The organism is Allomesorhizobium camelthorni (genome assembly GCF_011045125.1).
In the GTDB taxonomy this organism is placed as follows: Bacteria; Pseudomonadota; Alphaproteobacteria; order Rhizobiales; family Rhizobiaceae; genus Allomesorhizobium; species Allomesorhizobium camelthorni.
Window position 1 is genome coordinate 102748 of the sequence record NZ_JAAKZF010000002.1, and the last position, 15081, is coordinate 117828.

At 63.2% G+C, this 15081-nt stretch carries 19 protein-coding genes; 5 read left to right on the forward strand and 14 right to left on the reverse strand.

What is annotated here, in order from left to right:
• Nucleotides 1-9: 9 nt before the first annotated feature.
• From G6N73_RS02905 to G6N73_RS02920, 4 genes are all read left to right on the forward strand, one after another.
• Complete coding sequence (locus tag G6N73_RS02905) at nucleotides 10-855, forward strand: DUF1194 domain-containing protein (protein WP_165023127.1); 846 nt, start codon at nucleotides 10-12, stop codon at nucleotides 853-855.
• A 94-nt stretch (nucleotides 856-949) separates the two neighbouring features.
• Nucleotides 950-1903, forward strand: a complete 954-nt coding sequence (locus G6N73_RS02910; RefSeq protein WP_165023130.1) for an ABC transporter substrate-binding protein — start codon at nucleotides 950-952, stop codon at nucleotides 1901-1903.
• A gap of 91 nt (nucleotides 1904-1994) precedes the next feature.
• Nucleotides 1995-2771, forward strand: a complete 777-nt coding sequence (locus G6N73_RS02915) for an ABC transporter permease (protein WP_165023132.1) — start codon at nucleotides 1995-1997, stop codon at nucleotides 2769-2771.
• Nucleotides 2768-3553, forward strand: coding sequence for an ABC transporter ATP-binding protein (locus G6N73_RS02920; protein WP_165023134.1), 786 nt, complete (start codon nucleotides 2768-2770; stop codon nucleotides 3551-3553). Before G6N73_RS02915 ends, G6N73_RS02920 begins: the two co-directional genes overlap by 4 nt.
• Before the next feature lie 413 nt (nucleotides 3554-3966).
• On the opposite strand, the gene G6N73_RS02925 is transcribed toward G6N73_RS02920, so the two are convergent.
• The 4 genes from G6N73_RS02925 to G6N73_RS02940 form a co-directional block, all read right to left on the reverse strand.
• Nucleotides 3967-4905 carry a GlxA family transcriptional regulator gene (locus G6N73_RS02925; protein ID WP_425484041.1) on the reverse strand — a complete coding sequence of 313 codons (939 nt, stop codon included), beginning with the start codon at nucleotides 4903-4905 and terminating at the stop codon, nucleotides 3967-3969.
• A gap of 317 nt (nucleotides 4906-5222) precedes the next feature.
• Nucleotides 5223-5360: a hypothetical protein gene (locus G6N73_RS02930; RefSeq protein WP_165023138.1), complete on the reverse strand. Its 138-nt coding sequence runs from the start codon at nucleotides 5358-5360 to the stop codon at nucleotides 5223-5225.
• A 366-nt stretch (nucleotides 5361-5726) separates the two neighbouring features.
• On the reverse strand, nucleotides 5727-5867 hold the full coding sequence (locus G6N73_RS02935) for a hypothetical protein (RefSeq protein WP_165023139.1): 141 nt from the start codon (nucleotides 5865-5867) through the stop codon (nucleotides 5727-5729).
• 358 nt (nucleotides 5868-6225) lie between these two features.
• A complete protein-coding gene (locus G6N73_RS02940) occupies nucleotides 6226-6411 on the reverse strand; it encodes a hypothetical protein (protein ID WP_165023140.1) in 186 nt (61 codons plus the stop codon).
• A 136-nt stretch (nucleotides 6412-6547) separates the two neighbouring features.
• Between G6N73_RS02940 and G6N73_RS02945 the strand changes: the two genes are divergently transcribed.
• Nucleotides 6548-7447, forward strand: coding sequence for a LysR substrate-binding domain-containing protein (locus G6N73_RS02945; RefSeq protein WP_165023142.1), 900 nt, complete (start codon nucleotides 6548-6550; stop codon nucleotides 7445-7447).
• Between the two features lie 41 nt (nucleotides 7448-7488).
• On the opposite strand, the gene G6N73_RS02950 is transcribed toward G6N73_RS02945, so the two are convergent.
• From G6N73_RS02950 to G6N73_RS02995, 10 genes are all read right to left on the reverse strand, one after another.
• Nucleotides 7489-7659, reverse strand: coding sequence for a hypothetical protein (locus tag G6N73_RS02950; protein ID WP_165023143.1), 171 nt, complete (start codon nucleotides 7657-7659; stop codon nucleotides 7489-7491).
• Nucleotides 7660-7663: 4 nt separating this feature from the next.
• The gene (locus G6N73_RS02955; protein WP_165023145.1) at nucleotides 7664-7849 is read right to left on the reverse strand and encodes a DUF1127 domain-containing protein; all 186 of its coding nucleotides are present in this window, start codon (nucleotides 7847-7849) and stop codon (nucleotides 7664-7666) included.
• A gap of 214 nt (nucleotides 7850-8063) precedes the next feature.
• Nucleotides 8064-10163: an ASKHA domain-containing protein gene (locus G6N73_RS02960; RefSeq protein WP_165023148.1), complete on the reverse strand. Its 2100-nt coding sequence runs from the start codon at nucleotides 10161-10163 to the stop codon at nucleotides 8064-8066.
• A 66-nt stretch (nucleotides 10164-10229) separates the two neighbouring features.
• Nucleotides 10230-11204 (reverse strand): methyltetrahydrofolate cobalamin methyltransferase, encoded by a 975-nt coding sequence (locus G6N73_RS02965; RefSeq protein WP_165023151.1) that lies wholly within the window; start codon nucleotides 11202-11204, stop codon nucleotides 10230-10232.
• Nucleotides 11205-11281: 77 nt separating this feature from the next.
• Nucleotides 11282-12373, reverse strand: coding sequence for a methylenetetrahydrofolate reductase (locus tag G6N73_RS02970; protein WP_165023154.1), 1092 nt, complete (start codon nucleotides 12371-12373; stop codon nucleotides 11282-11284).
• Nucleotides 12370-13020 carry a methylenetetrahydrofolate reductase C-terminal domain-containing protein gene (locus tag G6N73_RS02975; protein WP_206078628.1) on the reverse strand — a complete coding sequence of 217 codons (651 nt, stop codon included), beginning with the start codon at nucleotides 13018-13020 and terminating at the stop codon, nucleotides 12370-12372. The genes G6N73_RS02970 and G6N73_RS02975 overlap by 4 nt, the downstream gene beginning before the upstream one ends.
• On the reverse strand, nucleotides 13013-13315 hold the full coding sequence (locus G6N73_RS02980; protein WP_165023157.1) for a virulence factor: 303 nt from the start codon (nucleotides 13313-13315) through the stop codon (nucleotides 13013-13015). The genes G6N73_RS02975 and G6N73_RS02980 overlap by 8 nt, the downstream gene beginning before the upstream one ends.
• 120 nt (nucleotides 13316-13435) lie before the next feature.
• On the reverse strand, nucleotides 13436-13951 hold the full coding sequence (locus tag G6N73_RS02985; RefSeq protein ID WP_165023160.1) for a GNAT family N-acetyltransferase: 516 nt from the start codon (nucleotides 13949-13951) through the stop codon (nucleotides 13436-13438).
• Nucleotides 13939-14205 carry a type II toxin-antitoxin system TacA family antitoxin gene (locus G6N73_RS02990; protein ID WP_165023163.1) on the reverse strand — a complete coding sequence of 89 codons (267 nt, stop codon included), beginning with the start codon at nucleotides 14203-14205 and terminating at the stop codon, nucleotides 13939-13941. The genes G6N73_RS02985 and G6N73_RS02990 overlap by 13 nt, the downstream gene beginning before the upstream one ends.
• A 59-nt stretch (nucleotides 14206-14264) precedes the next feature.
• Nucleotides 14265-15044: a formyl transferase gene (locus G6N73_RS02995; RefSeq protein ID WP_165023166.1), complete on the reverse strand. Its 780-nt coding sequence runs from the start codon at nucleotides 15042-15044 to the stop codon at nucleotides 14265-14267.
• Nucleotides 15045-15081 lie beyond the last annotated feature (37 nt).

Consider the following 15081-nt stretch of genomic DNA (forward strand, 5'->3'; position numbering starts at 1 on the left):
CCTCCCGGCATGTCTCGCCCGGTTTTCCAATGGCCGAGTCTTCCAGGCAGCGCAGCTGTTGCGCTGAGCCTTCTTCTTGTGCCTTGGGCCTATGCCGCCGAGCAGGTCGATATCGAGCTTGTCCTGGCCGTCGACGTCTCGCTCTCCATGTCGCCCGACGAGTTGGAAATCCAGCGTCGCGGCTATGCCGCGGCGCTCACCCATGACCGCGTTATCGAGGCGATCGCCGCGGGCGTGTATGGCCGGATCGCCGTCACCTATGTCGAATGGGCGGGCTCGACCACGCAGCACGTCGTGGTGCCTTGGACGGCGATCGCGACCCGGTCCGACGCCGAGCGCTTTGTCCGCCAGCTATCGGCCAATCCGCCCAGCAGTGCGCGGCGCACTTCCATTTCCGGCGCGCTGGATTTCGGCGGCGATCTTTTCGCCGAAAGCGGCTTTCAAGGCATGAAGCGGGTCATCGACATTTCCGGCGACGGGCCCAACAATCAGGGTTCGCCGGTGACCGGCGCGCGCGACGCGCTGATCGCGCAGGGCATCACCATCAATGGCCTGCCGCTGATGACCAATGGCGGCCTCGCCAGCGCCTACGATGTCGAGAACCTCGATCTTTACTACCAGGATTGCGTGATCGGCGGGCCTGGCGCCTTCATGATTCCGGTCAACGACTGGTCGCAATTTCCCGAGGCGGTGCGTCGCAAGCTGGTGCTGGAGCTGGCCGGAGGCTCCTCGGAACGGACTCGCGACGAGGCGGCGCATCCGCCCGTGCAACTGGCGCAGGCCGCGCCTGGCTATGACTGCATGATCGGCGAAAAGCTCTGGCGCGACCGCTCGTGGATGTGGGAGGACCGGTGAGCGTCCCCCGGATGGACATCAGTCCCGCGAGTGCGTTGACAACCACGCGGCCATCCTGACAAATCGCAAGCGAACCAATCAGAAGGGGAACTCCATGAAGAAGAGCGCAATTTTCGGCGCCGCAATGACGCTTGCGATCGGCATTCCGCTGCCGGCCATGGCCGATACGGCGCTTACATTGGGCCTGAGCGGCTGGACCGGCTTCGCGCCGCTGACGCTGGCGAAGGAAGCCGGCATCTTCGAGAAGCACGGGCTCGACCTGACGCTGAAGAAGATCCCGCAAGCCAGCCGCCACCTCGCCATGGCCTCCGGCGACATACAGTGCGCCGCCACGACGGTCGAGACCTGGATCGTGTGGAACGCAAACGGCGTGCCCGCCAGGCAGATTTTCCAGCTCGACAAATCCTACGGCGCCGACGGCATGGTGGTTCGCAACGATGTCAACTCGATCGCGGATTTGAAGGGCAAATCCGTCGCCGCTTCGGCGCCCGGCACTGCGCCTTATTTCACGCTCGCCTGGTTCCTCAGCAAGAACGGCTTGTCGGTCAAGGACGTGAACGTCGTCAATCTCGAGCCTGGACCGGCCGCGCAGGCCTTCCTCGCCGGCCAGACCGACGCGGCGATGACATATGAGCCCTATCTGTCGAGCGTGCGCGAGAAGCCCGAAGCCGGAAAGATCATCGCCACCACGCTCGACTATCCGATGATCATGGACACGGTCGGCTGCACGCCGGCGTTTCTGGAGGCCAATCCGGATGCCGCCAAGGCGCTCGCCGCTAGCTATTTCGAGGCGCTGGAATTCATCGCGACCAAGCAGGACGAGGCCTACGAGATCATGGGCGCCGACGTGAAGCAATCGGGCGAGCAGTTCGGCAAGTCGGCGCAGTATCTGCGCTGGCAGGGGCCGGAGGAGAACAAGGAATTCTTCTCAGGCGAATTGCAAGCGTTTTCAAAGGAAGCCGGGGCGCTCCTGAAAGAGATAGGCATCATCAAGGAAGTGCCGGATATTGACGGCATTGTCGATAAGAGCGTTGTCGGAGCAAACTGACGCCGCTATCACGTTTTCCTGCCCGAAGGCCGCGCCTGTAGCGCGGCCTTCAGGTTTTCACGACCTGCAACGCCAGAAAGCCCAGCAATCGATGTTCCGTCCCCTGCAACCCGTCGGACAAGCGGCCCGGTTCGCGCTCGGCATTTCGTTCTTCGTCGTCTTCATCGCCGGATGGTCGGTGGCGACGCTCGGCGGCTATGTCTCGCCGACCTTCCTCGCCGACCCGCTGACGATGCTCGCCGACGGCTGGAACCTGCTCACCGAGCAGGGTTTCCTGTTCGACATCGGCATGACGATCTGGCGCGTGGTCGGCGGCTTCGTGCTGGCGTCGATCGTCGCCGTCCCCCTCGGCATCATGATGGGCGCCTACAAGCCGGTCGAAGCGTTCTTCGAGCCCTTCGTCTCCTTTGCCCGCTATCTGCCGGCATCCGCCTTCATTCCGCTCCTAATCCTCTGGGCGGGCATCGGCGAAACCCAGAAGCTGCTCGTCATCATCATCGGCTCGCTGTTCCAGGTCATCCTGATGGTCGCGGTCGCGGTCGGTAACACCCGGCGAGAGCTCGTCGAAGCCGCCTACACTCTGGGCTCGACCGATTCAGCCATCGTCAGGCGGGTCATGATGCCGGCCAACGCGCCGGAAATCGCCGAGATCCTGCGCCTCGTTCTCGGCTGGGCCTGGACCTATGTCATCGTCGCGGAGCTGATCGGCGCCTCCTCCGGCATCGGCTACATGATCATCAACAGCCAGGCGCTGCTGGCGACCGGGCAGATTATTTTCGGCATCATCGTCATCGGCATCATCGGCCTGATCTCGGATTTCGCCTTCAAGGCGCTCAACCGCTGGCTTTTTCCCTGGAGGCTGGCATGAGCAAGCTCGTCGTCGAAAACCTCTCGCGGACCTTTCCCGGTGTGCACGGAGGCGAGCCGGTGCGGGCGCTCGAACCGGCCGATCTCCGGGTCGCCGCCAATGATTTCATCACCATCCTCGGCCCATCAGGGTGCGGGAAATCGACCTTGCTCCGGATCGTCGCCGGTCTCGACCAGCCGAGCACGGGCCAGGTCAAGCTCGACGGGCGGGTGGTGACGCGGCCCGGCCGCGACCGCGGCATGGTGTTCCAGTCCTATACTCTTTTCCCGTGGCTCACCGTTGCCCAGAACATCGCCTTCGGATTGCGCGAGAAGGGCCTGCCGCGCAGGGAGCAGGACGAGATCGTCGCCTCCTATATCGACAAGGTCGGGCTGAAAGGCTTCGAGAACCATTGGCCGAAGCAGTTGTCGGGCGGCATGCAGCAGCGCACGGCAATCGCCCGGGCGCTGGCCAACGACCCGGAGATTCTTCTCCTCGACGAGCCCTTCGGCGCGCTCGACAACCAGACGCGCGGACTGATGCAGGAACTCCTGCTCGGCATCTGGGAGCGCGAGCGCAAGACCGTGGTCTTCGTCACCCACGATATCGAGGAGGCGATCTTCATGGCGTCGCGCGTTCTGGTGATGAGCGCCCGGCCGGGCAGGATCAAGTCCGACGTGGCGGTCGACCTTCCGCATCCGCGCCATTACACGATCAAGACAAGCCCGGAATTTTCGGCGCTGAAGGCGCGGCTGACCGAGGAAATCCGGGTCGAGGCGATGCGCAGCGTGGAAGCGCATTGAACTGATTTTCCCCTCGCCGTTTACGACAGGGTAATCGCATATGGCTGCAGATCAGGTGCGGGCGAACGGTTCGCCGGGTGTCCATACCTGAAAGGATTCTGGTGTCCTCTGCGTTGAGGCATGGATTCCCGACACTCTCCGCTTCGCTTCGCTCGCTCACGAGGTCGGGAATGACGGATTTCACATTCGTCGCCGCCAATCTCCAACGCTGACGACTGGCCGAAGCGGTAAAAGAAGTCCGTCATTCCCGACCTCGTGAGCGAGTGCGAAGCACGAGTGGAGAGTGTCGGGAATCCATGCCTCGCCTTATCGGAAGTCAAAAGCGATGCAGAACGGGCGGCCACCGTGCCTCGCCTGCAAACAGGTTCCAAATGCGATCGCCCTGCCGTAGACGGGGAGAAGGAATTCTGGACCTAGGCTGCCAGCAACTGCTTCCGATCGATCCGCTCCTGCTGCGGCGAGCGTGCATAAAGCTCGCGGTAGCATTTCGAAAAATGCGAGGCCGAGACGAAGCCGCAGGCCACCGCCACCTCCACCACCGGCATGGAAGACTGGATCAGCAGGTGGCGCGCCCGGTCGAGGCGGATCTCAAGATAGTAGCGCGCCGGCGAGCGGCCCATCTCGGTGCGGAACAGACGCTCGATCTGGCGGCGCGACAGGTCGACATGGTCGGCGATCTCGATCAGCGACAGCGGTTCCGACAGGTGCGCCTCCATCAATTCGATGATGGTCAGCACTTTTGAGTTCTGCACGCCGAGCCGCGCCCTGAGGGGCAGCCGCTGGCGATCGGTCGGGCTGCGGACACGGTCGGTCAGCACCTGTTCGCAGACGCGGTTGACCAGATTGTCGTCGAAATCGTCGCCGATCAGCTTCAGCATCATGTCGAGCGCGGCGGTGCCGCCGGCGCAGGTGTAGATGTTCTGGTCGACCTCGAACAGATCGGCAAAAACGTTGACCTTGGGGAAGGCTTCCGAAAAGCCGGGCAGGTTCTCCCAGTGGATGGCGCAGCGCTTGTTCGACAGGAGCCCGGCTGACGCCAGTATATGCGCGCCGGTGCACAGGCCGCCGATCGCCACGCCGCGATTGTATTCCTCGCGCAGCCAGGCGAAGGCCGACCGGTTCTGGTATTTCTCGACATTGATGCCGCTGCACACCACCACCATGGACGGGCGGTCGGGGCCGGACATCTTCCTGCGCTCCTCTTCAAGCGAGGTGTCGACCGCGCATTCGACATAGTTCGAGGCGCGCACCGGCTTGCCGTCGATACTCGCGAGTCGCCAACGGTAGGCTTCGTAGCCGAGCATGCGGTTTGCCGACCGCAACGGATCGAGCGCCGTCGCGAAGGCGATCATGGTGAAGTCGGGAACAAGGAAGAATACAAGCGAGCGCTTGATGGGATGCTTCACGGCGTTCAAGGAACCCTCACGCAAAAGCTGACGGCGCGAACAGGATGTCGCGATCGGACAAGCGTCATCAGGAAAAGCCAGCGCTGTCAATCGGCTAGGCGGCCACAGCGCAACTTTATTTGCGACACGTGGTCGCAATCCGGCTAATTAGAGGCCGATCATGTATGCGGTGGTTGCAGTGGCGAAAATGCTTCGCGCAAAACAAAGCCGCCGCCCTGACCTGCGGGGTCAAGACGGCGGTGTTTATTCATCGGTTGGATCGCTCAGGCAATGAAGCCGAGACGCGCTGCCGCCAAGGCGCCGGACTGGCCGGGCATCGTGCGGTCGAGGCGCTGACGCTCGAGCGCGGTCGTCAGGTTCATTTCGCGGCGCTTGCCGAACATGCGGGACAGGAATTTCATGACACTTCTCCATGCATTCTGGTTACACGGGGTGCCTTCGCTTGATGGAGTGGGGCAACTCGTTTTGACGATGCTGATATAGTTGGCATTTGCAGTAAAAATAAGCGGCGAAAGCGAAGCGCTTGATATGAAATGCGACATCGATTGCGACATCGAGGTAGGCGTTCCGCCTGAAAAATCAGCAGAAACAATAGTTTGGATGGTAGATTAACCAGCTATGCGGCTGGTTCAGATGCGTCATGCACGCGGCGCATGGCTGGAGGCTCGTCTTGGCGGCTCAAGTCCGGGCAAGAAAAAAACCGCCGGATGCATTTGGGGCGATCCGGCGGGCACTGTCGGGGCCACACATATTTACTTGTCTCCGGCCTATGAGCCAGAATGGTGCGGCCAGCCGATGTCCTTCTGGATTTCCGCAGGAAGCGCTCGGAGTTCGCGTATGTACAGATAGCGTTTGCGGGCGACGCTGTATTCGGCGGCGAAACGGCCGATCGCAGAGAGGATTGACATTTCATTCTCCTTCGGTTGCTGATCCTGGAGCCTGCTCCGGATGCTTTGACGCCTAGGCCAATACGAAGGCTTTGTTTCAGTTGGAATTCGCTATGGCGTATCCATGTTTCGAAGGCGTCTCGGGCCTTGTTCTTCGTCAGATTCCTCGATGTGCTGCGCACTTTCGTGGCGCGATCGCCGAGACGAATATTCGAAGGTTCAGTAAGAAGTTGACCAGCTATGCGGCCGCTTCAAACGCGTCATGCGTGCGTGCGCGGGTGCATGGCCAAAAGGCGCCATTTGCAAATGAAGTCTAGACAAGAAAAACCGCCGGAAGCATTTGAGCATTCCGGCGGGCACCTGTCGGGATCGCACATATTTACTTGTCTCCGGCCCATGAGCCGGACTGAAGGCGCGGCGCGCGGGGCGTCGCATAGGCGTCGGGCCAGCCGATGTCCTTCTGGATTTCCGTGGGCAGGGAGCGAACCTGCCGTTCGGTCAGATAGCGGGCGCGGGCGGCGCTGTATTCGGCAGCAAAGCGGCCTATGGTTGAGAGGATGGACATGTCGGTCTCCTTGGTTTCGGCCCTGGTCTTGGGTCCACGGCCCTTTTCACGCTGTTGACTATCCGCCCGAATTGATGTTCAATCAAACGAAATGAAATGATGGTTTCGATCAGAAAATTTGAAGGAACCGGACGCGATGAACGCCCCGCTCAATCACCCCCTGCCACTGCTCGATCTCGACGTGTTGCGCACCTTCGTCGCCATCGCCGAGACCGGCAGCTTCACCACTGCCGCCAATGCCGTGTTCCGCACGCCGTCGGCCGTCTCCATGCAGATCAAGAAGCTGGAGGACATTCTCGGCCGCTCGATGTTTTCGCGCGATGCGCGCTCGGTGGCGCTCACCACCGACGGCGAAATGCTCCTCGGCTATGCGCGGCGGCTGCTCGCGGTCAATCGCGAGGCCGTCTCCAAATTCATCGTGCCGGATATTACCGGCGTCGTGCGGCTCGGCTCGCCTGACGATTATGGCGAGCGCGTGCTGCCGCATGTGCTGAAGCGTTTCGCGCAGACGCATCCCTCGATCGCCGTCGACGTCACCATCGACCAGAGCGTCAATCTGCGCCGGCGCATGGACGACCGCGCGCTCGACATCACACTGGTCACCAATTCCTATAAGAACTCCATGTCCGGCGCCGAGATTCTGCTGACCGAGCCGATCGTCTGGGCCGGCGCCAAGGGCGGCTGCGCACACATGCGCGAGCCGCTGCCCGTTTCCATGTGGGAAGAGGGCTGCGCGTGGCGGGCCGGCGCGCTCGAGGCGCTGGGACGGGAAGGGCGCAACTACCGTGTCGCCTATATGAGCGCCCACACGACCGGCCAGCGTTCCGCCATCCTGGCCGATCTCGCGATCGCGCCGCTGCCGAAGTTCTTCATCGGCTGCGACATGGTGGAACTGGGACCGAAAGACGGCCTGCCCGAGATTGGCAGCTACAGCCTGGCCATGTTCGTTTCGCCGGACGCGTCGGCGCCGGTGAAAGCCGCCGCCGACCATATCCGCGCCGCCTTCGAGGTATTCCGCGAGACCGGCAAGTTCTGACAAGCCGTTTTCCCTGGGGCGTCTGTGCGCCCCGGGGAAACTCAGCGCAGCGATCTCCAGTAAGCCGAGCGGAAATGCGCTCCGCTTCGCGAGCCTTGGGTCGCCGGCCAGCCGATATCCTTCTGCAGTTCCGGCGGCAGCGCGTTCATCTCGCGGATCGCCTGGCTGTTGCGGCGCGCTTTCCTGAGCGCAGCGCCGAAGCTATATGCCACACGCTCAGCGCAGCGATTTCCAGTAACCCGGCTGGAAGTGGCTGCCGCCTTGCGCGGCGCGGCGGGCCGGCCAGCCGATGTCCTTCTGGATTTCCGGCGGCAGGGCGTTCATTTCACGGATGGTCTGACGGTAGCGGCGGGCTTTTTTAAACGCCTCGCCAAACCGGGCGATCTCGTCGAGTATCGACATATTGGCCTCCGATGACCTTGTGATGCGCGGTTCCCCCGGGGCGCGGGAAACCGCAGTCTCTGCTCCGCGTGCTGAGCGAAGCAGGTCCCTCGGTAGCCGAATGGAAAAAATTTGAATGTGAGCCGTTTCACGCTGGCGACGCAGCGCGTATGCGCGGCGGGACACATTCACGTGCAAACGAGTTGAACGAGGCTCTTCAGCCGCTGACGCCCTGCTATCCCCTCGAGCGCCGTGCGTCGCGATCCTCGCGCGAGCGCCGGCGCGGCGTCGCATCGCCGGCCGCGCCGCCCTCGCTGACCGTCTTTCGCGGCGGCAGCTTCACCTGGCTCGCAAGCTTCGGGAACGGGTCGATCTTGTTGGGCAGCGCCATGGCGTTGATGAAGATCTGCTGGAAATGCGGCTCCAGCGCGGTCTCGATCTTTTCGATCCGGTTGACCGCCTGCTCGATTTCGCGGCGGTGGCTGCGGTTCAGCAGCGCCATCAGCGCGCCTGTGCCGGCAGCGTTGCCGACAGCCTTGACCTCGGCCAGGTCGCAATCGGGGATCAGGCCCAGCACCATCGCGTATTTCGGGTCGATGAAGGAGCCGAAGGCGCCGGCAAAGCGGATCGTGTCGACATGGTCGACGCCCTGCTTTTCCATCAAAAGCTTGACGCCGGCATAGAGCGCGGCCTTGGCGAGTTGGATCGCGCGCACGTCGTTCTGCGTCACCGTCAGCCGGGGCTCGCCGTCGCGCAGCAGATAGGAAAAGGTCCGGCCGTTCTGGATTATGCGCGGGCTTTTCCCGGCCATCGCGCCGTCGATGACGCCGTCTTCGGAAATGATCCCGGAAAGATACATTTCTGCGACCACTTCGATGATCGCCGAGCCGCAGATGCCGGTGACGCCGGTGGCCTGAACGGCTTCTTCGAAGCCGGGTTCGTCCGACCACAGTTCCGAGCCGATGACGCGGTATTTGGGCTCCAGCGTTTCGGGATCGATGCGCACCCGCTCGATCGCGCCGGGCGCGGCGCGCTGACCGGACGAGATCTCGGCGCCCTCGAAGGCCGGCCCGGTCGGGGAGGAGGCGGCGACCACGCGGTCCCGGTTGCCGAGCACGATCTCGGCATTGGTGCCGACATCGACCAGAAGCATCATCCTGTCCTGGCGATAAGGGCCTTCCGACAGCGTGACGCCCGCGGCGTCGGCCCCGACATGGCCGGCGATGCAGGGCAACAGATAAAGCCGCGCGCCCCGATTGACGTCGATGTCGATCTCATGCGCCCAGTATTGCAGCGCGCCGGAAACCGCCAGCGCGAAGGGAGCCTGCCCGAGTTCGGTCGGATCGATGCCCAGGAACAGGTGGTGCATGATCGGGTTGGCGACGAAGACGCAGTCGAAAATGTCGTGGCGGTCGACATTCCCTTCCTTGCAGACCTTGCCGATCAGGCCGTTGACCGCCTCGCGCACCGCCTGCGTCATCGCCTCGCGGCCGTCCGGGTTCATCATCACGTAGGAAACGCGGCTCATCAGATCCTCGCCGAAGCGGATCTGCGGGTTCGACGTGCCGGATGAAGCTGCGATGCGGCCCGACAGCAGGGAAACCAGGTGCATAGCGATGGTCGTCGAACCGATGTCGCAGGCAATGCCGTAGGCTTCGTTCTTCAGCCCCGGGAACAGGTCGATGATGAAGGGGCGCGACGAATCCATGTCGCGATGGACGACCGCCGTGACGCCCCATTTGCCTTCGCTCAGCTCCGGCTGGTTCGGCAGCCTGGTCCGCAGGATTTTCTGGATCCGCGGGATCAAGTGCGGCGAGATCAGCAGGTCCTTCCAGCCCCAGTCTTTCTCCAACGCCGCCTTCAGGCGATCGAGGTCGCCAAGCGGCTTGTGCATATCGGGCTCGTCGACCTCGACATAGCAGAGCTGCACCGCGGCATTGCGCTCGATGACGCGATCGGTCGCGGCCTTGCGGATGGTCTGCGCGTTGATGACCGTGTCCTGCGGGACGTCGATGACGAGGTCGCCGAGGATCATCGAAGAGCAGGAGAGGCGGCGGCCGTCGGCCAGGCCGCGAACGCGCTCGTAGCGCTCTTCCTTGGCGCCTTTCGGCGAGATGTGATCGTTGGACGAGACGATCTTGTGCTTGGCGAAATTGCCTTCCTGCACCTCGACCTGGCAGCGCCCGCACGTCGCCCGCCCGCCGCACACGCTCTCGACATAAACGCCGAGCGAGCGCGCGGCATCCAGGATCGGCGTGCCGACCGGAAACCGCCCGCGCTTGCCCGACGGCATGAACAGGACCAGAGGGTCGGTTATGTTGGGCGGCGGGTTCATTGCATGCTGCTTTTCCGGATTTCGTACGCTGCGCTCTTCCGCAACGTAGGGCGTAATCCTATCCGATCACCCCCGCGCCATCCGCGCCTCGCGGCCGCCACGGCGGCGTCCGCCATTGGCTCCGCCTTCGCCGGGCGCGTTGACCGCCACCGGCGCGGCGACGGGGTGGCCGCCTTCGGCCGGCTTGTAGTCCTTGTAAGTCTTGATCCAGGTCATGCAGTCCCGGTCCGTGCCGTTGAGCACGTTGGCGGCGCGCACGGCCTCCATTTCCTGCGGGCGAACGGGGTTCATGATGGCGGAGGTCATACCGGCGCCGATCACCATCGGGATGAAGCCGGCATTGATGCCGTGGCGGTGCGGCAGGCCGAACGAGATGTTCGACAGGCCGCAAGTCGTGTTGACCTTGAGTTCCTCCCGAAGCCGCCGCAGCAGCGCGAATACCTGCCGGCCGGCGTCGCCGAGCGCGCCGATCGGCATGACCAGCGGGTCGACGACCACGTCATGTGCCGGAATGCCGAAATCGGCGCAGCGCTCGACGATCTTCTTCGCCACCGCGAAGCGCACGTCAGGATCCATGGAAATTCCGGTCTCGTCGTTGGAAATGGCGACGACCGGAACATTGTATTTCTTGATCAGGGGCAAGATCGCCTCGAGCTTCTCCTCCTCGCCGGTCACGGAATTGACCAGCGGGCGGCCCTTGGCGACCTTCAGCGCCGCCTCGATTGCTGCGGTCACAGAACTGTCGATCGAGAGCGGCAGGTCGACCAGGTTCTGCACGATCTCCAGCGTCTGCACCAAAAGCGCCGGCTCGGTCGCATTCGGGTCGACGGCGGTCACGCCGGCGTTGACGTCAAGCATCGTCGCGCCGCATGCCGCCTGCTCCAGAGCGTCCTTGACGACGGTCTCGAAATTGCCCGCGATCATTTCTGCGGCAAGCTTCTTGCGGCCCGTCGGATTAATGCGTTCGCCGATCACGCAGAAGGGCTGATCGAAGCCGATGATGATTTCTCGGGTTGCCGAGGCAACGATCGTACGGGTCATGTGATCCTCCAAAAGATATAAAGACTTCTTTATATCGTTATCTATTTCGATTCAAGCCAATGGCGATCTTTCCGCGCTCAATGCGCGGTTTTCACCAAGTCCGATTGTGTCTCGACGATCTCGTCGTGCAGGATATGGTCAAGACGGTCGGCGACCATCTGGTCGTCGCGGCGGATTTCACGCTTCCATGGTTGGCGGCCCTTCAGCACGCCCGATTCATCCACGATCTCGGCGACATACTCTTCCTGCCGGTAGGCCATGACATGGATACCCGAGACGCCCGGTATCTCCTTGACCTCGTTGATGATGTCGATGGCGAGCTGCTTGCCTTCCTTCTTCTGGTCCTGGGCGCCTTCGAGGCGGGTGATGATCGCGTCGGGGATGTGGATGCCCGGCACGTTGGAGCGGATCCATTTTGCGGTCTTGGCGGAGGCCAGCGGCCCGACGCCGCACAGGACGAAGCACTGTTCGGTATAGCCGAGATCGCGCGCCTTCTGCATGAAGGTCCGGAACATCGGCACGTCGAAGCAGTACTGGCTCTGCACGAACTGCGCGCCGGCGGCGATCTTCTTGCCCAGCCGGTAGGGGCGGAAATCATAGGGCGGCGCGAACGGGTTGATTGCGGCGCCGAGAAAGACCTGCGGCGGCGTGGTCAACTTGCGCCCGGAAAGGAATTTGCCGTTGTCGCGCATGATGCGGATGGTCTCGAGCAGCGACATGCAGTCGAGGTCGAACACCGGCTTCGCGCCCGGCTGGTCGCCGGCCTGCACACCATCGCCAGTCAGGCACAGCATGTTGGCGACGCCCATGGCCGCGCCGCCGAGCACGTCGCCCTGGATGGCGATGCGGTTCTTGTCGCGGCAGGCGATCTGCATGATAGGCGCGTAGCCCATGCGGGTCAGCAGCGCGCAGATGCCGACCGACGACATGTGGCAGTTGGCGCCGGAGGCATCGACGGCGTTGATGGCGTCCACCCAGCCGTCGAAAACCTTGGCGCGGTTGTAGACGTCCTCGGGATCGGCGCTGTCCGGCGGGTTGAGTTCGGTCGTGACGGCGAATTCGCCGCGCCGCAGCACCCGCTCCAGCCGGCCGCGCGAGGAGTGGCCGGGCTGAGGGTCGAGCGGCAGATCGATGCCGTCCGGGTGTTCATCGCGCTGGCGGCCCGTCATGCCGACACCTGCGCCTTCGCCGCTTCGCGCGCTGCCGCGGTCTGCGCGGTGACGCGCAGCCACGCGGACGTTTCGCGCAACGACTGATCGACCGGCTTCTGCACATTGAGGATCGCGTCGCCATGAACCATGTTGCGCGACCCCTCCCAGGCCTTGACCCAGACACAGGGCATATCCGGCTCGACTTCGCAATTGCCATTGGCGCGCACGCCGCCGCAGGGGCCGTTGCGCAACTGCTTGGGGCAGTTCATCGGGCACGACATGCCGGTCGAGGAAAGAACGCACTGGCCGCACATGCGGCAGTCGAACATGAAGCCTTTCACGCGCTTTTCCACGAACGTGACGGGAGCTTCGACGCGGCCGTAGCCGATTCTGTTCCACAGCGGATGCAGCATCAGGAAGATGTCGGCGAAGCGGGCGTAAAACCATTCCAGCGCTCTGCTGTGGCGCACCGCCCACAGCCGCACCGAATAGGAGCGCTGCACGCGCCGCTGCGGCGACACGTCGGCCGGCTTGTAGGCGGTCTTGGGCGCCGTACGGCTGACCACCGTGGCCTGGGTCACGCCGCCGGAAGCTGCCGGCGGCACGACTTGTACGCCGTTGGCCGGCCCGGCGGCCGTGGTGGAAATCGGCTGGGTGTCAGACATCTGCCTTGCCGCCTGCCTTGGCGAGAGCGATCAGTCGCTCCCGGTCATATTGCGCATCGAGGTCGGCAGCCGCCTTTGCCGCTTCCGCTTCGAGGTCGTCGCCGACCGGCACAGGATCGGCCTTGCGCCACTCGGCCAGATAGGCGTCCGTTTCGGCCGCGCCAGACCGCATCGCCGCCATGTCGATGGCCTCGGTGAAGCGCAGCGGCAGCTCGCGCTTGGCGCTCGTGCGGCCCTTCTTGACGATGACCTGCGCGGGGATATCGCGCCAGTAGACGATGATCAGGTCGGCCATTCAACTCACTCGATTTAGGTGAGTGGAGCATTGCCGCAAGCGCCATTGCGCTGCTTGTTATGAGACGACGCGCGCGCATTCAAATGCGACGCCTGGAGGTGTTGCAAATGATGCCAGCCGTCAGTGCTCGCCTATCCCGATATGCTTCACTTCCGCCAGACGCAGGATCATCCTGCCAACAGGGTCGAATGGGAGGTCCTGAAAGTCGAAGTTGTCGTAAAATGAGCGCACATCGTCGCCGAGAGGTTGGGTCACGATGCCTATGCAGCCGATGTCCGCCGACACCCGGAGTGCCGTTCTCAAGACGAAGATCATAAGCGAATGAGCGCAGCCGCGCCTTTGGTATCGCAAATCGACAGCGAGTTGGCCCAGCAGGATGATGGGGACCGGGTCCGGTTTGTTTCGTTGAGCCCGCTTGGGCAGATATGCGCGTTCAATCTGGCCTGCGCTCAACGCGACGTAACCAGCAACGCTGCCAGTTGCTAAGTCGCAGATGACACTCGTGCGCGACGCGCCGTTTTCCTGATTTGACCAAGCGTGGCGACAAAACCACGCATTGAGGGAGTCGCGACCGCAATCAAAGGCCTCGCGTTCATCTGTCGATGACAGGCTGCGCGGCCGGCTCAATCCTCCCATACAGGCTTCCGGGCCAGTTGTTTTCTGAGCTTCGGCAGGTCTCGGGGCGGAGACCTTACCCAAGCCTCAAACTTCTCCCAGTCCTCGGCTGGTATGGTGATGACGCGCCTGTCCATCAGTTCCAGTTCGGCTGCCTCGATCGCCTTGCGGCGGATGAAATCGCTGAGATTGGTGTGCGCGTTCTTGGCTGCGGCCTCAAGGAGGTCGCGCTCATTGGCGGTCACGCGGACGCTGACTGGTGCGAGGCTGGACATGGCTTATCCTTCGTATATACCGTATGACATTAGCATACAACGGCGTTCGGCGGAACCCACTACCACACGCCCTTCGTCAATCCCGTCCACAGATAGCTCCAAACCGGCGGGTGATACCACTGCCGGGAAGGCAAAGGAGTTTCGACCGGACGCAGCCTTCCCGTGAGCGCGTCCTCGATTGCCGAAACGCAGATTTCGCGGGAGAGGGCTGCGAGACGCAGCGGGTAGAGCATCAGATTGTCGCCGGGTTTCGGCCTGCCGCGCGCTTGATAAAGCACTGCGCCGGTATCGACGCCGGCATCGACCAGATGAACGGTTGCTCCGAAATTCTCCGCATCACCGCTCGCCAGCGCCCAGTAGCCGCCATTCATGCCGCGATATTTCGGGGTGATGCCGGCATGGTAGTTGAGCACCGGGCAGGGCATCGCCGCCAGCGTCTGCCTGGAGAGCATCCGGCAGCCGGCGAGCAGCACGGCCGCCGGCGCGGCCGTCTCGATCGCCTTCAGCAACGCCGGCGAGTTAGCCGATGGCACCTGGACGACCGCCTGGCCGGCGCGCGGCGCGGGCTCCAGCCCGTTTTCGGCGATGATCCTTTCCGCGCGGCCGGCAAGGAAGCGCTTGCCGAGCCGGGTCAGGACCATGGTGCCGACCTGCCCCGCGACCTGCAGCCAGCCCTGCCTACGGGCTCGCCGCCGCAAAAGTTGCGCCTTTGATTCCGGCGTTTCGAGGATAACCGTCACCGGCCCGAGCCTGTCGGCAACCGCATTGACGATCGCCCATATATGCGGGCCGCCCTCGGTCACGATGGCGATCGATTGGGATTTCGGATCTCGTTTCATTGCGGCGGGCGATGGTTCTCATGGCAGCCCCGTGGCC